Source organism: Pseudomonas sp. B414 (assembly GCF_055408445.1).
Window position 1 is genome coordinate 229,717 of record NZ_JBUZTQ010000004.1, and the last position, 14,900, is coordinate 244,616.

14 protein-coding genes and 1 pseudogene are annotated in these 14,900 nt (G+C 58.8%); 4 read left to right on the forward strand and 11 right to left on the reverse strand.

What is annotated here, in order from left to right:
* Window positions 1–199: 199 nt before the first annotated feature.
* Window positions 200–865, forward strand: coding sequence for an FKBP-type peptidyl-prolyl cis-trans isomerase (locus ACZRMH_RS05765; RefSeq protein WP_464012569.1), 666 nt, complete (start codon window positions 200–202; stop codon window positions 863–865).
* A 57-nt stretch (window positions 866–922) separates the two neighbouring features.
* Here the strand turns inward: ACZRMH_RS05765 and rsd are convergent, their stop codons facing one another.
* The 8 genes and pseudogenes from rsd to ACZRMH_RS05805 form a co-directional block, all read right to left on the reverse strand.
* Entirely contained in the window at window positions 923–1,393 is a 471-nt protein-coding gene (gene rsd / locus ACZRMH_RS05770) for a sigma D regulator (protein WP_464012570.1), read from the reverse strand.
* Between the two features lie 190 nt (window positions 1,394–1,583).
* Window positions 1,584–2,111: a disulfide bond formation protein B gene (locus tag ACZRMH_RS05775; RefSeq protein WP_464012571.1), complete on the reverse strand. Its 528-nt coding sequence runs from the start codon at window positions 2,109–2,111 to the stop codon at window positions 1,584–1,586.
* Between the two features lie 219 nt (window positions 2,112–2,330).
* The gene (locus ACZRMH_RS05780) at window positions 2,331–3,572 is read right to left on the reverse strand and encodes a heme biosynthesis HemY N-terminal domain-containing protein (RefSeq protein ID WP_464012572.1); all 1,242 of its coding nucleotides are present in this window, start codon (window positions 3,570–3,572) and stop codon (window positions 2,331–2,333) included.
* Window positions 3,569–4,696, reverse strand: a complete 1,128-nt coding sequence (locus ACZRMH_RS05785; RefSeq protein ID WP_464012573.1) for a uroporphyrinogen-III C-methyltransferase — start codon at window positions 4,694–4,696, stop codon at window positions 3,569–3,571. The genes ACZRMH_RS05780 and ACZRMH_RS05785 overlap by 4 nt, the downstream gene beginning before the upstream one ends.
* Before the next feature lie 16 nt (window positions 4,697–4,712).
* The gene (locus ACZRMH_RS05790) at window positions 4,713–5,480 is read right to left on the reverse strand and encodes a uroporphyrinogen-III synthase (RefSeq protein WP_464012574.1); all 768 of its coding nucleotides are present in this window, start codon (window positions 5,478–5,480) and stop codon (window positions 4,713–4,715) included.
* A complete protein-coding gene (gene hemC, locus ACZRMH_RS05795) occupies window positions 5,477–6,418 on the reverse strand; it encodes a hydroxymethylbilane synthase (RefSeq protein WP_464012575.1) in 942 nt (313 codons plus the stop codon). The genes ACZRMH_RS05790 and hemC overlap by 4 nt, the downstream gene beginning before the upstream one ends.
* A gap of 127 nt (window positions 6,419–6,545) precedes the next feature.
* The gene (locus ACZRMH_RS05800; protein WP_464012576.1) at window positions 6,546–7,292 is read right to left on the reverse strand and encodes a LytR/AlgR family response regulator transcription factor; all 747 of its coding nucleotides are present in this window, start codon (window positions 7,290–7,292) and stop codon (window positions 6,546–6,548) included.
* Window positions 7,289–7,402, reverse strand: a pseudogene (locus ACZRMH_RS05805) (sensor histidine kinase); the annotation flags it as partial. The gene ACZRMH_RS05800 and the pseudogene ACZRMH_RS05805, both read right to left, overlap by 4 nt.
* Window positions 7,403–7,678: 276 nt before the next feature.
* Here ACZRMH_RS05805 and argH point away from each other — a divergent pair.
* On the forward strand, window positions 7,679–9,073 hold the full coding sequence (gene argH / locus ACZRMH_RS05810; protein ID WP_464012577.1) for an argininosuccinate lyase: 1,395 nt from the start codon (window positions 7,679–7,681) through the stop codon (window positions 9,071–9,073).
* A gap of 167 nt (window positions 9,074–9,240) precedes the next feature.
* On the opposite strand, the gene ACZRMH_RS05815 is transcribed toward argH, so the two are convergent.
* Window positions 9,241–9,900: a glutathione S-transferase family protein gene (locus tag ACZRMH_RS05815; RefSeq protein ID WP_464012578.1), complete on the reverse strand. Its 660-nt coding sequence runs from the start codon at window positions 9,898–9,900 to the stop codon at window positions 9,241–9,243.
* A 122-nt stretch (window positions 9,901–10,022) separates the two neighbouring features.
* Between ACZRMH_RS05815 and ACZRMH_RS05820 the strand changes: the two genes are divergently transcribed.
* On the forward strand, window positions 10,023–10,307 hold the full coding sequence (locus ACZRMH_RS05820; RefSeq protein ID WP_016782995.1) for a hypothetical protein: 285 nt from the start codon (window positions 10,023–10,025) through the stop codon (window positions 10,305–10,307).
* 8 nt (window positions 10,308–10,315) lie between these two features.
* Here ACZRMH_RS05820 and dibA read toward each other — a convergent pair whose 3' ends face one another.
* A complete protein-coding gene (gene dibA / locus ACZRMH_RS05825; protein ID WP_464012579.1) occupies window positions 10,316–12,238 on the reverse strand; it encodes a phosphodiesterase DibA in 1,923 nt (640 codons plus the stop codon).
* Between the two features lie 149 nt (window positions 12,239–12,387).
* Between dibA and desA the strand changes: the two genes are divergently transcribed.
* Window positions 12,388–13,572, forward strand: a complete 1,185-nt coding sequence (gene desA, locus ACZRMH_RS05830; RefSeq protein WP_464012602.1) for a delta-9 fatty acid desaturase DesA — start codon at window positions 12,388–12,390, stop codon at window positions 13,570–13,572.
* A gap of 38 nt (window positions 13,573–13,610) precedes the next feature.
* Here desA and ACZRMH_RS05835 read toward each other — a convergent pair whose 3' ends face one another.
* Window positions 13,611–14,825, reverse strand: coding sequence for an HDOD domain-containing protein (locus ACZRMH_RS05835; RefSeq protein ID WP_464012580.1), 1,215 nt, complete (start codon window positions 14,823–14,825; stop codon window positions 13,611–13,613).
* Between the last annotated feature and the right edge of the window lie 75 nt (window positions 14,826–14,900).

Genomic DNA, 14,900 nt, shown 5'->3' on the forward strand with positions numbered 1-14,900 from the left:
CTACCGCCGCTAGGGCATGTTGACACTAAGGATAGCTGCGCGTTGCATGACGTCGAAAAACTTGTGCTGGATCAATCTTTAACGGCCAATCCAGCTAAATTCAAAGAGTACACAAACGTCTTCCAGCCCCACCGAATTAAAGCCTCGGCGCCATTCAGGCGCTGGCATAATCGCTCGCACATCACGCCGGAGAACCCCCATGCCGCGTTACTTGTTTTTGTCGTTGTTGTGCCTTGCGCCTTTGGCTAGCGCCGCCCCTGCGCCAACCCCTGACGCCGCCCACGACCTGGCCTACAGCATGGGCGCCAGCCTGGGCGAACGCTTGCGCCAGGAGGTTCCCGAGCTACAGATCCAGGCATTGATCGAAGGCCTGCGCACGGCCTACCAAGGCAAGCCGCTAGCCCTGACTGATGAACGCATCGGGCAGATTCTGGCGCAGCATCAAGCCCGGACCGAGCCTGCCCAGACTTCGTCCGCAATCAACGCAGCCCTGAGCGCTGAAGATGTTTTTTTGTTGGTAGAAAAACAACAGCCCCAGGCTCGCGAGCTGGCAGACGGCATCATCATGACCGAACTCAAGCCCGGCAAAGGAGCCAAACCCGACCCACAGGATTCGGTGTACGTGAGCTATGTGGGCCTGCTGCCCGATGGCACCGTGTTCGACCACAGTACCCAGCCACAATGGTTTCGCCTGGACAGCGTCATCGCTGGCTGGCGCAGTGCATTGGTACAGATGCCGGTGGGCGCCAAATGGCGGCTGGCGATACCTTCCAGACAGGCTTACGGTACCGCGGGTGCTGGGGATTTGATCGCGCCCAATACGCCGCTGGTGTTTGAGGTCGAGTTGTTCGCAATTAGAAAATAGCGCCCCAAAAACGAAAAACGGCGCGCCTGGGCGCACCGTTTTTTATGGGGTTGTTACTTACGCCTGAGCAGCTTCTTTCTGCTTGTGCGCACTGTGCAGCACTTCGATCAGGCAGTCCTCAAGCTCAAAGCGCTCATCGAGCAAAGCGCCCAGCACCCTGATCTCTTCTGCCAACTTGTCGCAGTCAGGGCGATGAGCCTTGCCGTCGCAATGATCGTTGAAAGCCAGAGCCGCTTCGGTAATCACGTTGATACGCGGGTAGATGGTTTCCGCCAGGGCAAGTCCGCGCTCATCATTGAAGGCTTTGGCCTCCTGATTGAGCTGCTCGTAAATCTCGAAATGGCCTGCGGAGACGTAGTCGACCAGCAACTGGCAAAATTCTTTTTGCGGCCCGCGCTTGGGGTTGTTTTGCTGCTCCAGCAGGATGGCATAAGCCTTCACAAGTTTACGGCGCTCATGCAACCAGCGATCGACCAGTTGGTGGACGCCGTTGAAACGTTCCTGAGCACTCTCGCATCTTTCGAGCATGATGATCTCTCTTCCCTTGTGGGCCCATGCCACCCGACATCAGCCGGGCCTGTGTGAACCAAAACCTGCGCGATTGCACGGGCATTGGACGGCATAACTCCGTGATACGTGCGGGCCAGATTATGCCCGCTCGGCAACAGCTTCAAGGTACGCACGAGAGAAAATTCATACAAGTGTTTAATCCCAAGTGCTACTTCACGTCGCAGCCATGGGTTAATTTGCCGCCATTGATTGAACGATTTATCTGGAAGATGCTGAGCACAAGCAGGCCGGTAAAGGCCAGCAGGCTTAACTCGGGAATACTCAAGTCAAATACGGTCCAGTGAAGATGCGTACAGTCTTCGCTGCCGCGATAAATCATCGAAATTATTTCACCCGGCGACATGTCGCTCCAAATACACGCCAGCTCGGGCTGACACACCATCAGTTGTTCTGGCGCCATCTGCTGCAGCCATACCTGTCTCAAGGCACTGGCACCGCCGCCCAGCGCGAACAGCGTGGAAGCAAGGGAGTAACACCACAAACCAAAGCCTTTAGGGGCATGTGCATAAGCCATCAGGTTGACGAGGCAGAAACCCAGCAGGAAAAAGCGCTGAACCTGACATAACGAACAAGGCTTGAGCCCAGGCCCGTACTCCAGATAAAAAGTACCGCCCATCACCAAGGCGCCTACTGCAAAGGCCAAAAAGAAAATTAAACGTGAGCCTGCCAAGAACATGGCTTTTCCGTAACAAAATAGACAGTTGATTACGGTAGATGAAAGCCATTAGCCCTTTCAAGCTGGCCTTAGGCGGATACGTCTTGAAGGAAGAGGGGAAATACCTACAGAAGCCTGAAGTATTTAGAGCGTATGGCGTAGGAAATACCAATCCGTATCCTGCGGCAGGCCACACAGACCAGCCTGACGTGTGCTGAAACACACGCCAGACTGACTTTTTCAGAGGCTTGTGGCAGTCACCGGCAAAGGCGAGGCCAGCAAACGTTCATCGAGCAGATTCAGGCCTTCCTGGAACAATTGATTGCTGCGCGCCGTATCACCCAACTGGGCCAGCAACCGTGCCAGTTCTGCACAGGTTTCCGGGTTGCGCTCAACCTTCAGGCTGCTTTCAAGGTAGTCCCGCGCCTTGCCCCACAAACTGTTTTGCAGACACAGGCGGCCCAGAGTCAAGAGCAGGCTGGCATCGCCCTGATGGGTTTTGAGCCAGCCTTCGGCAGTCTGCAACTGCTTGACCGGGTCGCTGCCGCGCAACAGGCCATAGAGGCGTACCAAGTGACTGTCGTAGCCGCGTTTTAGAGCCCCGCGCAAGACTTCTTCGGCTTCGGCTTGTGCGCCCAATTGACGCAATTGCTCGGCATAGGCCAGTACCAGGGCGGGCTCCTGGCGCTGGGCGGAGGTAAGCTGTTGCCAGGCACGCTGAAGGGACTGCAATCCCGCCTCGCCCCCGGTTTCGCGCTGGGCAGCCAGGCTCAGGTTTTGCCCCCAGGCACGACGCTCCAGCTCTGCCAGCTCCTTGGCCGGCAATACCTTGTCTTTGCGCAACTCTGGCAGCAGACGAATCAGTGCACCCCAGTCGCCCCGCTGCTGGTGCAGGCGCTGCAGTTGACGCAACACCTGGACGTTATGCGGATGGCGCTCGTGCATGGCTTGCAGGGTCACCAGCGCCCCATCAGTGTCGGAGCGGTCTACCTGCAACTGGGCATGGCTCAGGGCAATGGCCAGTTCGGCTTGCGGCTGACGCTCAAGCGCACGCTCAAGCAGGTTGTCGCTTTCTTCGTAGTGCCCCTGCTCGTTGGCCGCACGTGCGGCACCCAGGTAGTAGAGCAAAGGCTGAGGTTCAGCTTCCGCGGCCCGAGCCAGATGCTTTTGCGCGCTGGCCCAACGGCCCTCGGCGAGGTCCATCTGGCCCTGTTCGATGGCGATCTGCACCCGGCGACTGCGATTGCGTCGCGACCACGGGTTAACCAGCCCGGTAGACGCCGTGACCAGTTCAACCAGTAGCTTGATCCCCCAGACCAGCAACCACAGCACTGCCAGCAGGGCGAGGGTTGCCCATACGCTCGATTCGTAGCGGAAATTTTTATAAGCGATCAGCACATAGCCCGCGTCTTCAGCGATTGCCAGGCCGATGCAGGCCGCGGCTGCAATCAACAAAAACACAATCACATAGAAGCGCTTCATGGGAGGGCCTCCTGCGCAGGGCTGGCAGCCGCTTTACCCGGCTCATCGGCACGCACATGCCGACGTTCGAGGTAGGCCTGTACTGCGCTCAGGGTGGCTGCGAGGTCCGGCGTCTTGACGGTGACCGGCTGTTTGCTCAGCTCCACCACCTGCTCAAGGATTTTCTTGCTCTGCGGGTTATCCGCGTTGAAATTGCCCTTGAGGACGTCCTGCGCCTGCGCCAGGGCCTGGGTGTACACCGATTCCTGACCATTGAGAGCGGCCCACTGGGCTTGCTCCAGCGCCAGGCTCAGAGCCAGGCGGACCTGGGTCAGGCTCTGGCCGGCCAACAATGGGCGCACGTTTTTGTCGGCGTTGAAGTCGATACGGATGTAGTGCGAGATCTCCTCCCACCATTGCGACCAGCGGCTTGCACCATCACCATCAGCCGTGAGGCTCGCCAGCGAGTCACCCTGGTTCTGATAAGCCGGGGCCAGAGCACTGAGTTGCGCTACCTGGTCACGCAAGGCCGCCAGCTGCAAAAACAGCCCGGTACGGTCCGGCTGCTCAACGCTGCGCAAGGCCGTCAGGCTTTTGGCCAGTTGTTCACGGGCAGCGAATGAACCCGGATCGTTTTGCTCGCGCAAAATGGCATCCGCGCCCTGCACCAGCGCCTGGGCACTGGTGATGTCCTGCAACGCCGACAAGCGCAAGGTGGCCAGACGCAGCAAGTGCTCGGCCTCGGCCAGGCGCCAGTCCTTGCGGCTCTCACCCAGTACGGTTTCGAGGCGCTGGTTCAGGCGCTGCTGATCGCCTTGCAACTGCACGACCAATTGCCGCTGATTATCCAGCTCACTGGCGGATGGCAACTGGTTGAGACGCGTCAGCAGTTGTTGCTCACCCTGCTTGATCGACAGTGTTTGCGCGGCCAGGGCTGGCACATCACTTAGCTGCTCTGCGGTGGTGGCTTGCAGTTGGCGCACCTGCCACACACCCCAGCCGCCGACGGCAACACCGGCAGCGCCCAGCAACAGGGCGACAACGGCCAGACCATTGCCCCGACCCTGCGACGCAGGTTCAGGTTTTTTAGCCGGCGCTTCTGGCGCGGGCTGCACGGGTTCTTTGGACAAGACTGTTTCGCTCACGAATCCATCCTTTGCATTAAAAAGCAGGTGCGGGATGCTCCCGCAGCGCCGCCAGCAAGGCCGTGGCACTAGCACCACGACAATCCACAACATGTTGCGCTCCGGCGCTGCGTGCAATCTCAGCAACCCGAGGGCTTGGAACAAACAATGGCAATCGGGCCAAATGCGGCCAGCTATCGCCTGCCAATTGGCGTAAATGTTCAAAACCCTGCCCACTGCTGACCACCAGCGCGTTCAGGCGTTCCACTTTAACCCGCTGATACAGGGTCGCAGGCGGGTATGACGGCAGCTCGCGACGATAGAGCTCAAGGTAGTCGACCTGCGCGCCAAGGCTGCGCAGACGGTCTGCCAGCATCTCGCGACCGCCCTCCCCACGCAGGATCAATACCCTGGGCTTGTCGCAGGCAACCGCGCCTTCGAATTCCGGCATTGCCAGCAAGGCTTCGCTGTCATCGCCACATTGAGGGTAGCTAACATCGAGGCCATGGTCGGCGAGAATCTGCGCAGTCGCGGCGCCGACGCTGAACCACTTCTGCCGGGGCGCTTGCGGCCAGTGTTGGCTGACCAGCTCAAGCCCCAGACGCGCCGCAGGCTTGCTGACCACGATCACTGCGCAATAGCGGTCAAGACCGGCAATCAACGTACGCTGCGCGTCGCTCAAAGGCAGTGGCTTGATCGCCAGCAATGGCAGGCTGCTGCTGAAAATGCCAGCAGTCGCAAGCTCGCGAGCCAAAGCTGCCGACTCCTCGGCAGGCCGGGTCAGCAACAAGCGCCAGCCTGTCACTCGTGACCTGCCTCACCATAAACGGCTTTGAGGATATCACCAGCACCCTGGGCCAGCAGCGCTTCGGCCACTTGCACACCCAACTGGGTTGCCGCTGCACGCGGTGCTCGAGCATCAGCGCTCAGCAGCACACCGCCGCTTGGCTCACCGACCAGGCCGCGCAACCAGATTTGCTCGCCTTCAAGCACGGCGTAGCAGGCGATCGGTACCTGGCAGCCACCATTGAGGTGCTTGTTCAGCGCACGCTCTGCGGTGACGCGCACGGCAGTATCGGCGTGGTGCAGGGGCGCCAGCAGCGCATGGATTTCAGTGTCGACGCTGCGGCACTCGATGCCCACTGCGCCTTGGCCACCTGCTGGCAGGCTGTCTTCAATGCTGATCGCCGAGGTGATGCGGTCTTCAAAGCCGAGGCGGATCAGGCCCGCAGCGGCCAGGATAATGGCGTCGTATTCACCGGCATCGAGCTTGGCCAGACGGGTGTTGACGTTGCCGCGCAGAAAACGGATTTGCAGATCCGGGCGACGGGTCAGCAACTGAGCCTGGCGGCGCAAGCTTGAGGTACCAACCACACTGCCTTGCGGCAAGTCGTCGAGGCTGGCGAAGGTGTTGGAAACAAAGGCATCGCGCGGATCTTCGCGCTCGCAGATGCAAAACAGACCAAGGCCTTCCGGGAAGTCCATCGGTACGTCTTTCATGGAGTGCACGGCGATGTCTGCTTCGTTTTCGAGCAGGGCGGTTTCCAGCTCCTTGACGAACAGGCCTTTGCCGCCGATTTTCGACAGCGGCGAGTCCAGCAGCTTGTCACCACGGCTGACCATGGGCACCAGCGTCACCAAAATACCTGGGTGAGCCTGCTCTAAACGGGCTTTAACGTATTCGGCCTGCCATAGAGCCAGGGCGCTTTTACGGGTAGCGATGCGGATTTCGCGAGAGGACATGGATCAATCCGTACTGAAAAGATACGGCTGATAATAACAGCTCAGCCAAAACAGCTTTGACTTGTATCAGAAAGTCCTCGGCCTCCCTGGCCCAAAAACGGCGCGCCCGCGCCAGTTCCGCCGCGAATTACAGTTGCTGCATCATCTTGCGTACACCCGCAACATGCCGACGGCTGACGATCAGTGCATCCCCGTTAAGCCCGCGCAGGAACAACTGAAAGTGCCCCAGCGGCGTGCGCTGCAGGCGCTCGATACGATCACGCGCCACCAGCGCATTGCGGTGAATGCGCACAAAGCGTTCACCAAACTCGTCTTCAAGTGCCTTGAGCGGCTCGTCGAGCAGGACTTCGCCGCCAGCGTGACGCAAGGTCACGTATTTATGGTCAGCGATAAAATAGATCACCTCTTCGATAGGGATCAGCTCAATGCCTTTTCGGGTTCTGGCACTGATATGACTGCGCGGGCCGCTGCCGGTTTGCGCGGCAGGCCGGGTAAGCGCGGCCAGCTGGACACGGTTGGGGCGGTGGGCCTCTTTGAGGGCGGCGCTCAAGGCATCTGCGGTGACCGGCTTGAGCACATGGCTGACACCGCTTTCTTGCAGGGCCTGCACGGAAAACTCGTCAGGCGCCACGCAAAACACCACCGACGGCGGCAGTTCGCGCTCGCATAATTTGGCTGCAACCTGCAACCCGTCGAGGCCCGGCAGGCGAATATCGAGCAAAACGACATCCGGCTTCAGGTTTTCGATCAGGGTCAGTGCCTCTTCGCCATTGGTGGCAACAGGCTCCAGCAACGTATAGCCCCCAAGCGTGCTGAGCAAATGGCTCAAATGCTCGCGGGCCAGGGTTTCGTCATCAACGATCAGGACATTCATATAGCGCTGTATTCCTGCGTGAGTCTCGCACAAGGATAGCGTAGACAGGTGAAGTGACGACTGTCACGGCGATCCACGCTAAGACTAGCGCGAAGGCCAAAAAGTGCCGCAAACCACACAGCAAAATTCACCTGTCTCGGTTGCTTGATTTAATACCGGATACGTCTGGCAATCTACAAAGACCTGCTACGACTGATCCATACGACCAACTGTAGACGGTTGGCACGCCGAAAGTATTCAAACGATACATTTCGTTTCGGAATTTTGTTTATACCGCACTTCAGGTTAAAACCTGCCGAGCTGCGTCAACGCCTTGAATGGCAACCCTGTTATGATTCACGGTAACTTTTTGTGTAACTCCCCCTCAGCCGATTACGAGCGAATCCATGAGCACCGACAAGACCAATCAGTCCTGGGGCGGCCGCTTCAGTGAACCCGTCGACGCCTTCGTTGCGCGTTTCACCGCCTCCGTCACTTTCGACCAGCGCCTTTATCGCCATGACATCATGGGCTCCGTGGCTCACGCCACCATGCTGGCCAAGGTCGGCGTGCTGACCGATGCCGAGCGCGACAGCATCATCGACGGCCTCAAAACCATCCAGAGCGAAATCGAAGCCGGCACGTTTGACTGGCGCATCGATCTGGAAGACGTGCACATGAACATCGAAGCGCGTCTGACCGACCGCATCGGCGTGACCGGCAAAAAGCTGCACACCGGCCGCAGCCGTAATGACCAGGTGGCTACCGATATCCGCCTGTGGCTGCGTGACGAGATCGACGTAATCCTGGCGGAAATCACTCGCCTGCAAAAAGGCCTGCTGGAACAGGCAGAGCGTGAAGCCGAGACCATCATGCCCGGTTTTACCCACCTGCAGACCGCGCAGCCAGTGACATTCGGTCACCACATGCTGGCCTGGTTCGAGATGCTCAGCCGTGACTACGAGCGCCTTGTCGACTGCCGCAAGCGTACCAACCGCATGCCGCTGGGCAGCGCCGCACTGGCGGGCACCACCTACCCGATCGACCGCGAATTCACCGCACAACTGCTGAGCTTTGATGCCGTGGGCGGCAACTCGCTGGATAACGTGTCCGATCGCGACTTCGCCATCGAATTCTGCGCCGCGGCCAGCATCGCGATGATGCACTTGTCGCGTTTCTCCGAAGAGCTGGTGCTGTGGACCAGCGCGCAATTCCAGTTTATCGACCTGCCAGACCGCTTCTGCACCGGCAGCTCGATCATGCCGCAAAAGAAAAACCCTGACGTGCCAGAGCTGGTTCGTGGCAAAAGCGGTCGTGTCTTCGGCGCGCTGATGGGCCTGCTGACCCTGATGAAGGGCCAGCCACTGGCCTACAACAAGGACAACCAGGAAGACAAGGAGCCGCTGTTCGACGCAGCCGACACCTTACGTGACTCGCTGCGAGCCTTTGCCGACATGATCCCGGCGATCAAGCCCAAACACGCGATCATGCGTGAAGCGGCCCTGCGCGGCTTCTCGACCGCGACCGACCTGGCTGACTACCTGGTACGCCGTGGCCTGCCGTTCCGTGATTGCCACGAAATCGTCGGCCATGCCGTGAAATACGGTGTGGAAACCGGTAAGGACCTGGCAGAAATGAGTCTGGAAGAGCTGCGCACATTCAGCGACCAGATTCAGGACGATGTGTTTGCCGTGCTGACTCTGGAAGGCTCGGTCAACGCCCGCGACCATATCGGCGGCACCGCTCCGGCGCAGGTAAAAGCAGCTGTTGTGCGCGGCAAGGCCTTGCTGGCCAACCGTTAAAAACGGGCACCTTAAGGTGTAATGTCAGTCAGTAAAGGATCAAGGAGAACTGTGGGAGCGGGCTTGCTCGCGATACAGACGACGCAGTTTTACAGTCAAACTGCGTTGCTCCAATCGCGAGCAAGCCCGCTCCCACAAGAACTGATCAGCATTACCCGATGCGCCGTTTATTTCTTGCTGTTGATCCAGGCCAGAAACTGCGGCATGGCCGCTTCTTTGTCAGCGGCAATTTTTTGCACATGCGGGTTTTGCTCCAGACGCTCCAGCAGCGCCTTGGCGCCTGGCATTTCAGCCAGCAGGTCCAGGCCAAACACCTTGTGCCCCACTGCGCAGGCCAAATTCACGCTGTAAGCGAAGTAAATATCCGCCACGCTCAGGGTATCGCCCGCCACATAGGGCGCAAACTTGCCATGACGGGCCAGCGAAGCCATACCATCGACCAATTCGGTACGGGCCTTGTCCTTGATCGCATCCGACACTTGCATGCCAAAAAAGGCTTCGGCGTAGCAAGCCCGAGCAGGCAATTCGATATACAGCTCGATTTCCTTGGCCAGCGCCAGCACCTGAGCGCGCGCAAATGGATCAACCGGCAGCAGTTTCGGGCCTGGCTGGGTCTGTTCGATGTATTCGAGGATCACGCTGGTTTCGTTGATAAAACCTTGATCAACGCCCAGCACCGGGACTTTTCCACGCGGACTGATGGCCAGCGCTTCCGGGGTTTTACCGGCAAAAAACGGCACTTCTTCAAAGGGCACGCCCTTTTCCAGCAGCGCCAGTTTGACCATGTTGTAGTAGTTGCTGACTGCGAATCCATAAAGCTTGAGCATTACAGCCTCCAGGCCGTGTTGGGGTTGGCTGCGCTTGTTATAGAGCTTCGCCGCTGGACTGGCTAGCAGCATCACTGACTTGAATGCAGTTAGACTGGCCGCCTTTACTTAAGGAGCCTGCCATGAGCGAGCCAACCGATATCGACAACGAAGAAGAAGAGTTCGCCGAATCCACCCTGATTCAGGCGATCGAAAACCAGATTGAAAGCGACAATCCGCCTGCGGCCAAGGCCACGTTCAACAAACTGACCCTGGTTGGCTACGAGCGCGACGATATCCTGCAGATGATGGCCCATGTGCTGGCCGTGGAGATTGACGCGATCCTCGAAGAAGACCGCGCCTTCAACACCGAGTGGTACGAAGCCGCCCTGCGCGCGCTGCCGACCCTGCCGCCAGAGAAGGACTGACCCCAGGCTCAGGCGCGGATCACGGGGGCTCGCTGCCAGTCCAGATCCTTGGCCGGCATCGGGCGCCCGAACCAGTAGCCCTGGCCCAGGTTGCAGTCAAGGTCGAGCAGGAACTGCGCCTGCTCGACCTGCTCTATCCCTTCGGCATGCACCTGCAAGCCCATGCTTTGCCCCAGCGCGATCACCGCACGCACGATCGCCACATCGTCATTGTCCGCGGGCAGCCCGGCGACAAATCCCTGATCGATTTTCAGCTTCTGCACAGGCAAGCGCTTGAGCCGCAGCAGCGATGAAAAGCCGGTGCCAAAATCATCAATGGCCAGGCGTAATCCCAGCGCCCGCAGACGGTGCATCTGCTCCAGGGCAACCTGCGAGTTATCCATCACCGTGCTTTCGGTGACTTCCAGCTCAAGCAAGGCCGGGTCCAGCCCGGTATCTGCCAGCACGGTTGAAACCAGCGTGAACAGCTCAGGGCGGGTAAACAACCGGCTGGAGATGTTCACCGCGACAAAAGACAGTTCAACCCCAGTGGCTTGCCACTGCACCATCTGCCAACAGGCGTGCTCCAGCACCCAGGCGTCGATTTCGGCAATCAGCCCGGTACGTTCGGCAATCGGGATAAATTCACCCGGCGACAACAGACCGCGCAGCGGGTGCTCCCAACGCACCAATGCTTCAACGCCGATCAGGCGGCAGGTTTGCAGGTCGTGTACCGGCTGGTAGTACACCCGCAGTTCCTGTTGTTCCAGGGCACGGCGCAAATCACTGGCCACCTCGATCCGGTACTGCGCATGGGCCGTCAATTCTTCGGTGTACAAGGCATAGCCTTCACGCCCGGCGCTTTTGGCCTTGAACAGAGCCGAGTCGGCATTGCGCAGCAATTGCTCGGCGTTCAATGCGTCGCTGGGGTAAACGCTGATACCGACACTGGCGCTGACAAACAGCTGATGTTTATCGACATCAAATGCGCTTTTCATGACCTCCAGCACCTGTTGCGCCAAAACGGCGGCCTGGCTCGTTTGCGAACAACTGTCGACCAGCACGGCAAATTCATCGCCACCCAGGCGGGCCACGGTGAAGCCTTTGCCAAACACGCTCTGCAAGCGCTCAGCGACGGCCTTGAGCAGCAAGTCACCGACGTTATGGCCGAGGCTGTCATTGATGATCTTGAAGTGATCCAGGTCGATCATCAGCAACGCGCAGCCCGTCTGGTGACGCTGTGCAGCAGCCAGCGCCTGCTCGGTGCGGTCAGTAAACAACAAGCGATTGGGCAGGTCCGTCAGCGGGTCGTGATGAACCAGACGTGCCAGCTCGGTCTGTGAATTCTTGATCGCCGAGATATCCGAGAACACAGCGACATAGTGGCTAACCTGGCCCTGGTCATCGATGATCGGGCGCACAGTCTGCCATTGAGGATAAACCTCACCGCTTTTGCGCCGGTTCCAGATCTCGCCGTGCCAGTCGCCGTTTTCTGCTATCGACTTGAAAATCGCCTGATAAAACTCGGGGCCATGGCGGCCCGACTTGAACATGTTCGGCCTGCGGCCAAGCACCTCTTCGGCCTGATAGCCCGTGATCTCAACCAATGCACGGTTCACATGCACAATGCCCCCACGGTTATCAGTCACCAACACCCCTTCACGGGTGCAGTCAAAGACCACAGCCGCCTGCCGCAAGCGCTCCTGATCCTGACGCTGGCGCTTCAAACCGGGGTTCATGCCCAGAAAATCGAACAAACGGGCGCGGGCGAAAAAAATCAATACGGCACTGAACAAGGCAAAAACGTATCCATTAACTTGCTGCCACTGCGCCAACCGCGCTGAATCATCGAAATAACTGTTCAATAAATGATCAGTTGTCAGTAGCCAGAAAAACGCTAGCAGCCCGTATAGCAGGGCCGTACGCAAGGCATCTCGAGTAGAAACAGACATAAGAAAGTTAATGCACCTACAAAAAAGTGGGAATTATAGTGTAAGAAACATCCGGGCACTCTTATCTGAAAGGCCGACTGGTTTTATCTGGCTGCATGGTGATAATGCGTGTTGCAGTTTTTTTCATCTTCCCGAGGGCCAAACAGCCTATGTGGTACAACGGTTTTCTCGACTTGTCAGCCTGGCAACTGGTGGCAGTCACTCTGTTGATGACCCACGTGACCATTATCGGTGTCACGGTTTATCTACACCGCTACTCAGCCCACCGCTCATTGGAGCTCAATGGTGGCCTGAAACACTTTTTCCGCTTCTGGCTGTGGCTCACCACGGCACAGAACACTCGCGAGTGGACAGCTATCCACCGCAAGCACCACGCCAAATGCGAAACCGCAGATGATCCGCACAGCCCGGTAATCAAAGGGTTATCGACCGTTTTGCGAAAAGGTGCAGAGCTGTATCGCGAAGAAGCTCAAAATCCTGAAACACTGCGCATTTACGGCAAAAATTGCCCTGAAGACTGGATTGAGCGGAATCTTTACTCCCGTTACAAAATGTTGGGCGTGGCGATCATGCTGGTCATCGACCTGCTGCTGTTCGGCGCCATCGGCCTTACCATCTGGGCCATCCAGATGATGTGGATCCCGGTTTGGGCTGCAGGCGTGGTCAACGGCCTGGGCCACGCAGTGGGTTATCGCAACTTCGAATGCCGCGACGCAGCCACCAATCTGGTGCCGTGGGGCATCATCATTGGTGGTGAAGAGTTGCACAACAACCATCACACCTACCCCAACTCGGCCAAGATGTCGGTCAAGAAGTGGGAGTTCGACCTGGGCTGGGCCTGGATCAAGGTCTTCAGCTTCTTGCGTCTGGCCAAGGTTCAGCGTGTTGCACCTATCGCCCACCGGGTGGAAGGCAAAGGCAATCTGGACATGGATACCGCGATGGCGATCCTCAACAATCGTTTCCAGATCATGGCCCAGTACCGCAAGCTGGTAATCGCGCCGCTGGTTCAGCAGGAGCTGGCCAAGGTCGATCATTCGGTGCGTCACCAGTTCCGTCGTGCCAAGCGCCTGCTTTCCCGCGAAACCAGCCTGCTGGAAGAGCGCCATCACCAGCGTATCGAAAAGATGCTGGAGCATAGCCATTCGCTGAAAGTGATTTACGAAAAGCGCCTGGCCCTGCAACAGATCTGGGTCAAGACCAGCACCAACGGTCACGACATGCTGGCGGCGATCAAGGAATGGGTACACGAGGCAGAAGCCAGCGGGATTCAGTCGCTGCGCGAGTTTGCCCACCAGCTCAAGACTTATTCGCTGCGACCTGCGGCGGCTTAAGAGCAGACCCCAACCAACCCTCTCCCAAAGGGAGAGGGTCAGGGGCTCTTGATCAACCGCGAAAGCTCCGACATCCCCACTCGCAACAAGCGCGCCGTCTTCCCGCCAGCCACCTCTGCAATCCCCTCTTGCGATTGCAGATTGGCCACTTGCGCTGCCAGGTTCATCACCAGCGCTTCACGCGAATACACCCCGCCCCCCAAGTGATAAATCGCCGCGATCAGTTCGCGCAATTCCAGCGGCAAGCGCCAGCGCGTGCGCAAGGCCGAGCCGTAGGCTGCACCGAACTCGGCCAGTGAAGCGTCAATGGCCTGAGTGTCCAGCTCGCCACCGGCTTGCTGCCACTCCTCAAGGCAACGCAACACGGCAAGATCGCCCAGGCGATGCAAGAGCCCGGCGCAATAGCAGCGCTCCTGATCCAGATTGAGCTGAGCCGCCAGCGCACGACCATAGTCGGCCGCACGCCGCGAGACTGCCCACTGCTGCTCGGCGTAATCGGCCAGGCAAGGGTCGGTCAATTGCGCGCTACGTTTGAGGGTCAGCCCCAGCAGCAGATTCATGCTGTGCGCCGGTCCCAACAGTTGCATCGCCTGCGTAAGGGTCTGGGCCGGGCTGGCCCGGTGACGGGCCGCACTGTTGGCCGCAGCAATCATGACCGCGGTAATTTGCGGATCGGCGCGCACGTCCTGCTCCAGCACAGCCAGGTCCAGCCCCTCAGGGGTGACGCAGCGCTTGAGCGCCGATTGCGCATCCACCATCAGTGGTGCGCCATCTGATGATGCACGGTGCTGTTCCACAAACCGCTTAAGGGTTATGCCGGGGGGCAGTGCCGGTACATCACATGAGATCTCCTGCCCCGCTTCAAGCAGCAGGCCCGTAAGGCGCCTGGTCAGGCCAGCAATGTCCAACGGCGTGGTCAGGTAGGCTGTAGGGGCCAGTGGCAAGGCTTCACGCACACTGGCGCTGTCACTACGCGCACTGAGCAGGATAAAGGGCAGCGCAGGCACCGAGCGGCGCTGGCGTACCGTGCGCAGCAGGTCCAGGCCGCCCACTCCCGGCAGATCCCGATCAGCAATCACCAGGCCATAGGTTTTCCTGCCCAACTGCGCAAGCGCCTGCTGGCCGTCGCCACAGACATCCAGTTGCGCGTCGCAACGTACCGTCAGCACCACTTGCTTGAGCAAATCCCGAGTCCAGGGGTCAGCTTCGGCAATCAAAACAGTGGGTGCCGCTTTTAAATCTACAGCAGTCATCCAATTTTCTCCCCGTGCGATACAGGCACCTTAGTCAAAGGGAGCACGCGGATACAGGCAAAAACACCCAAATAG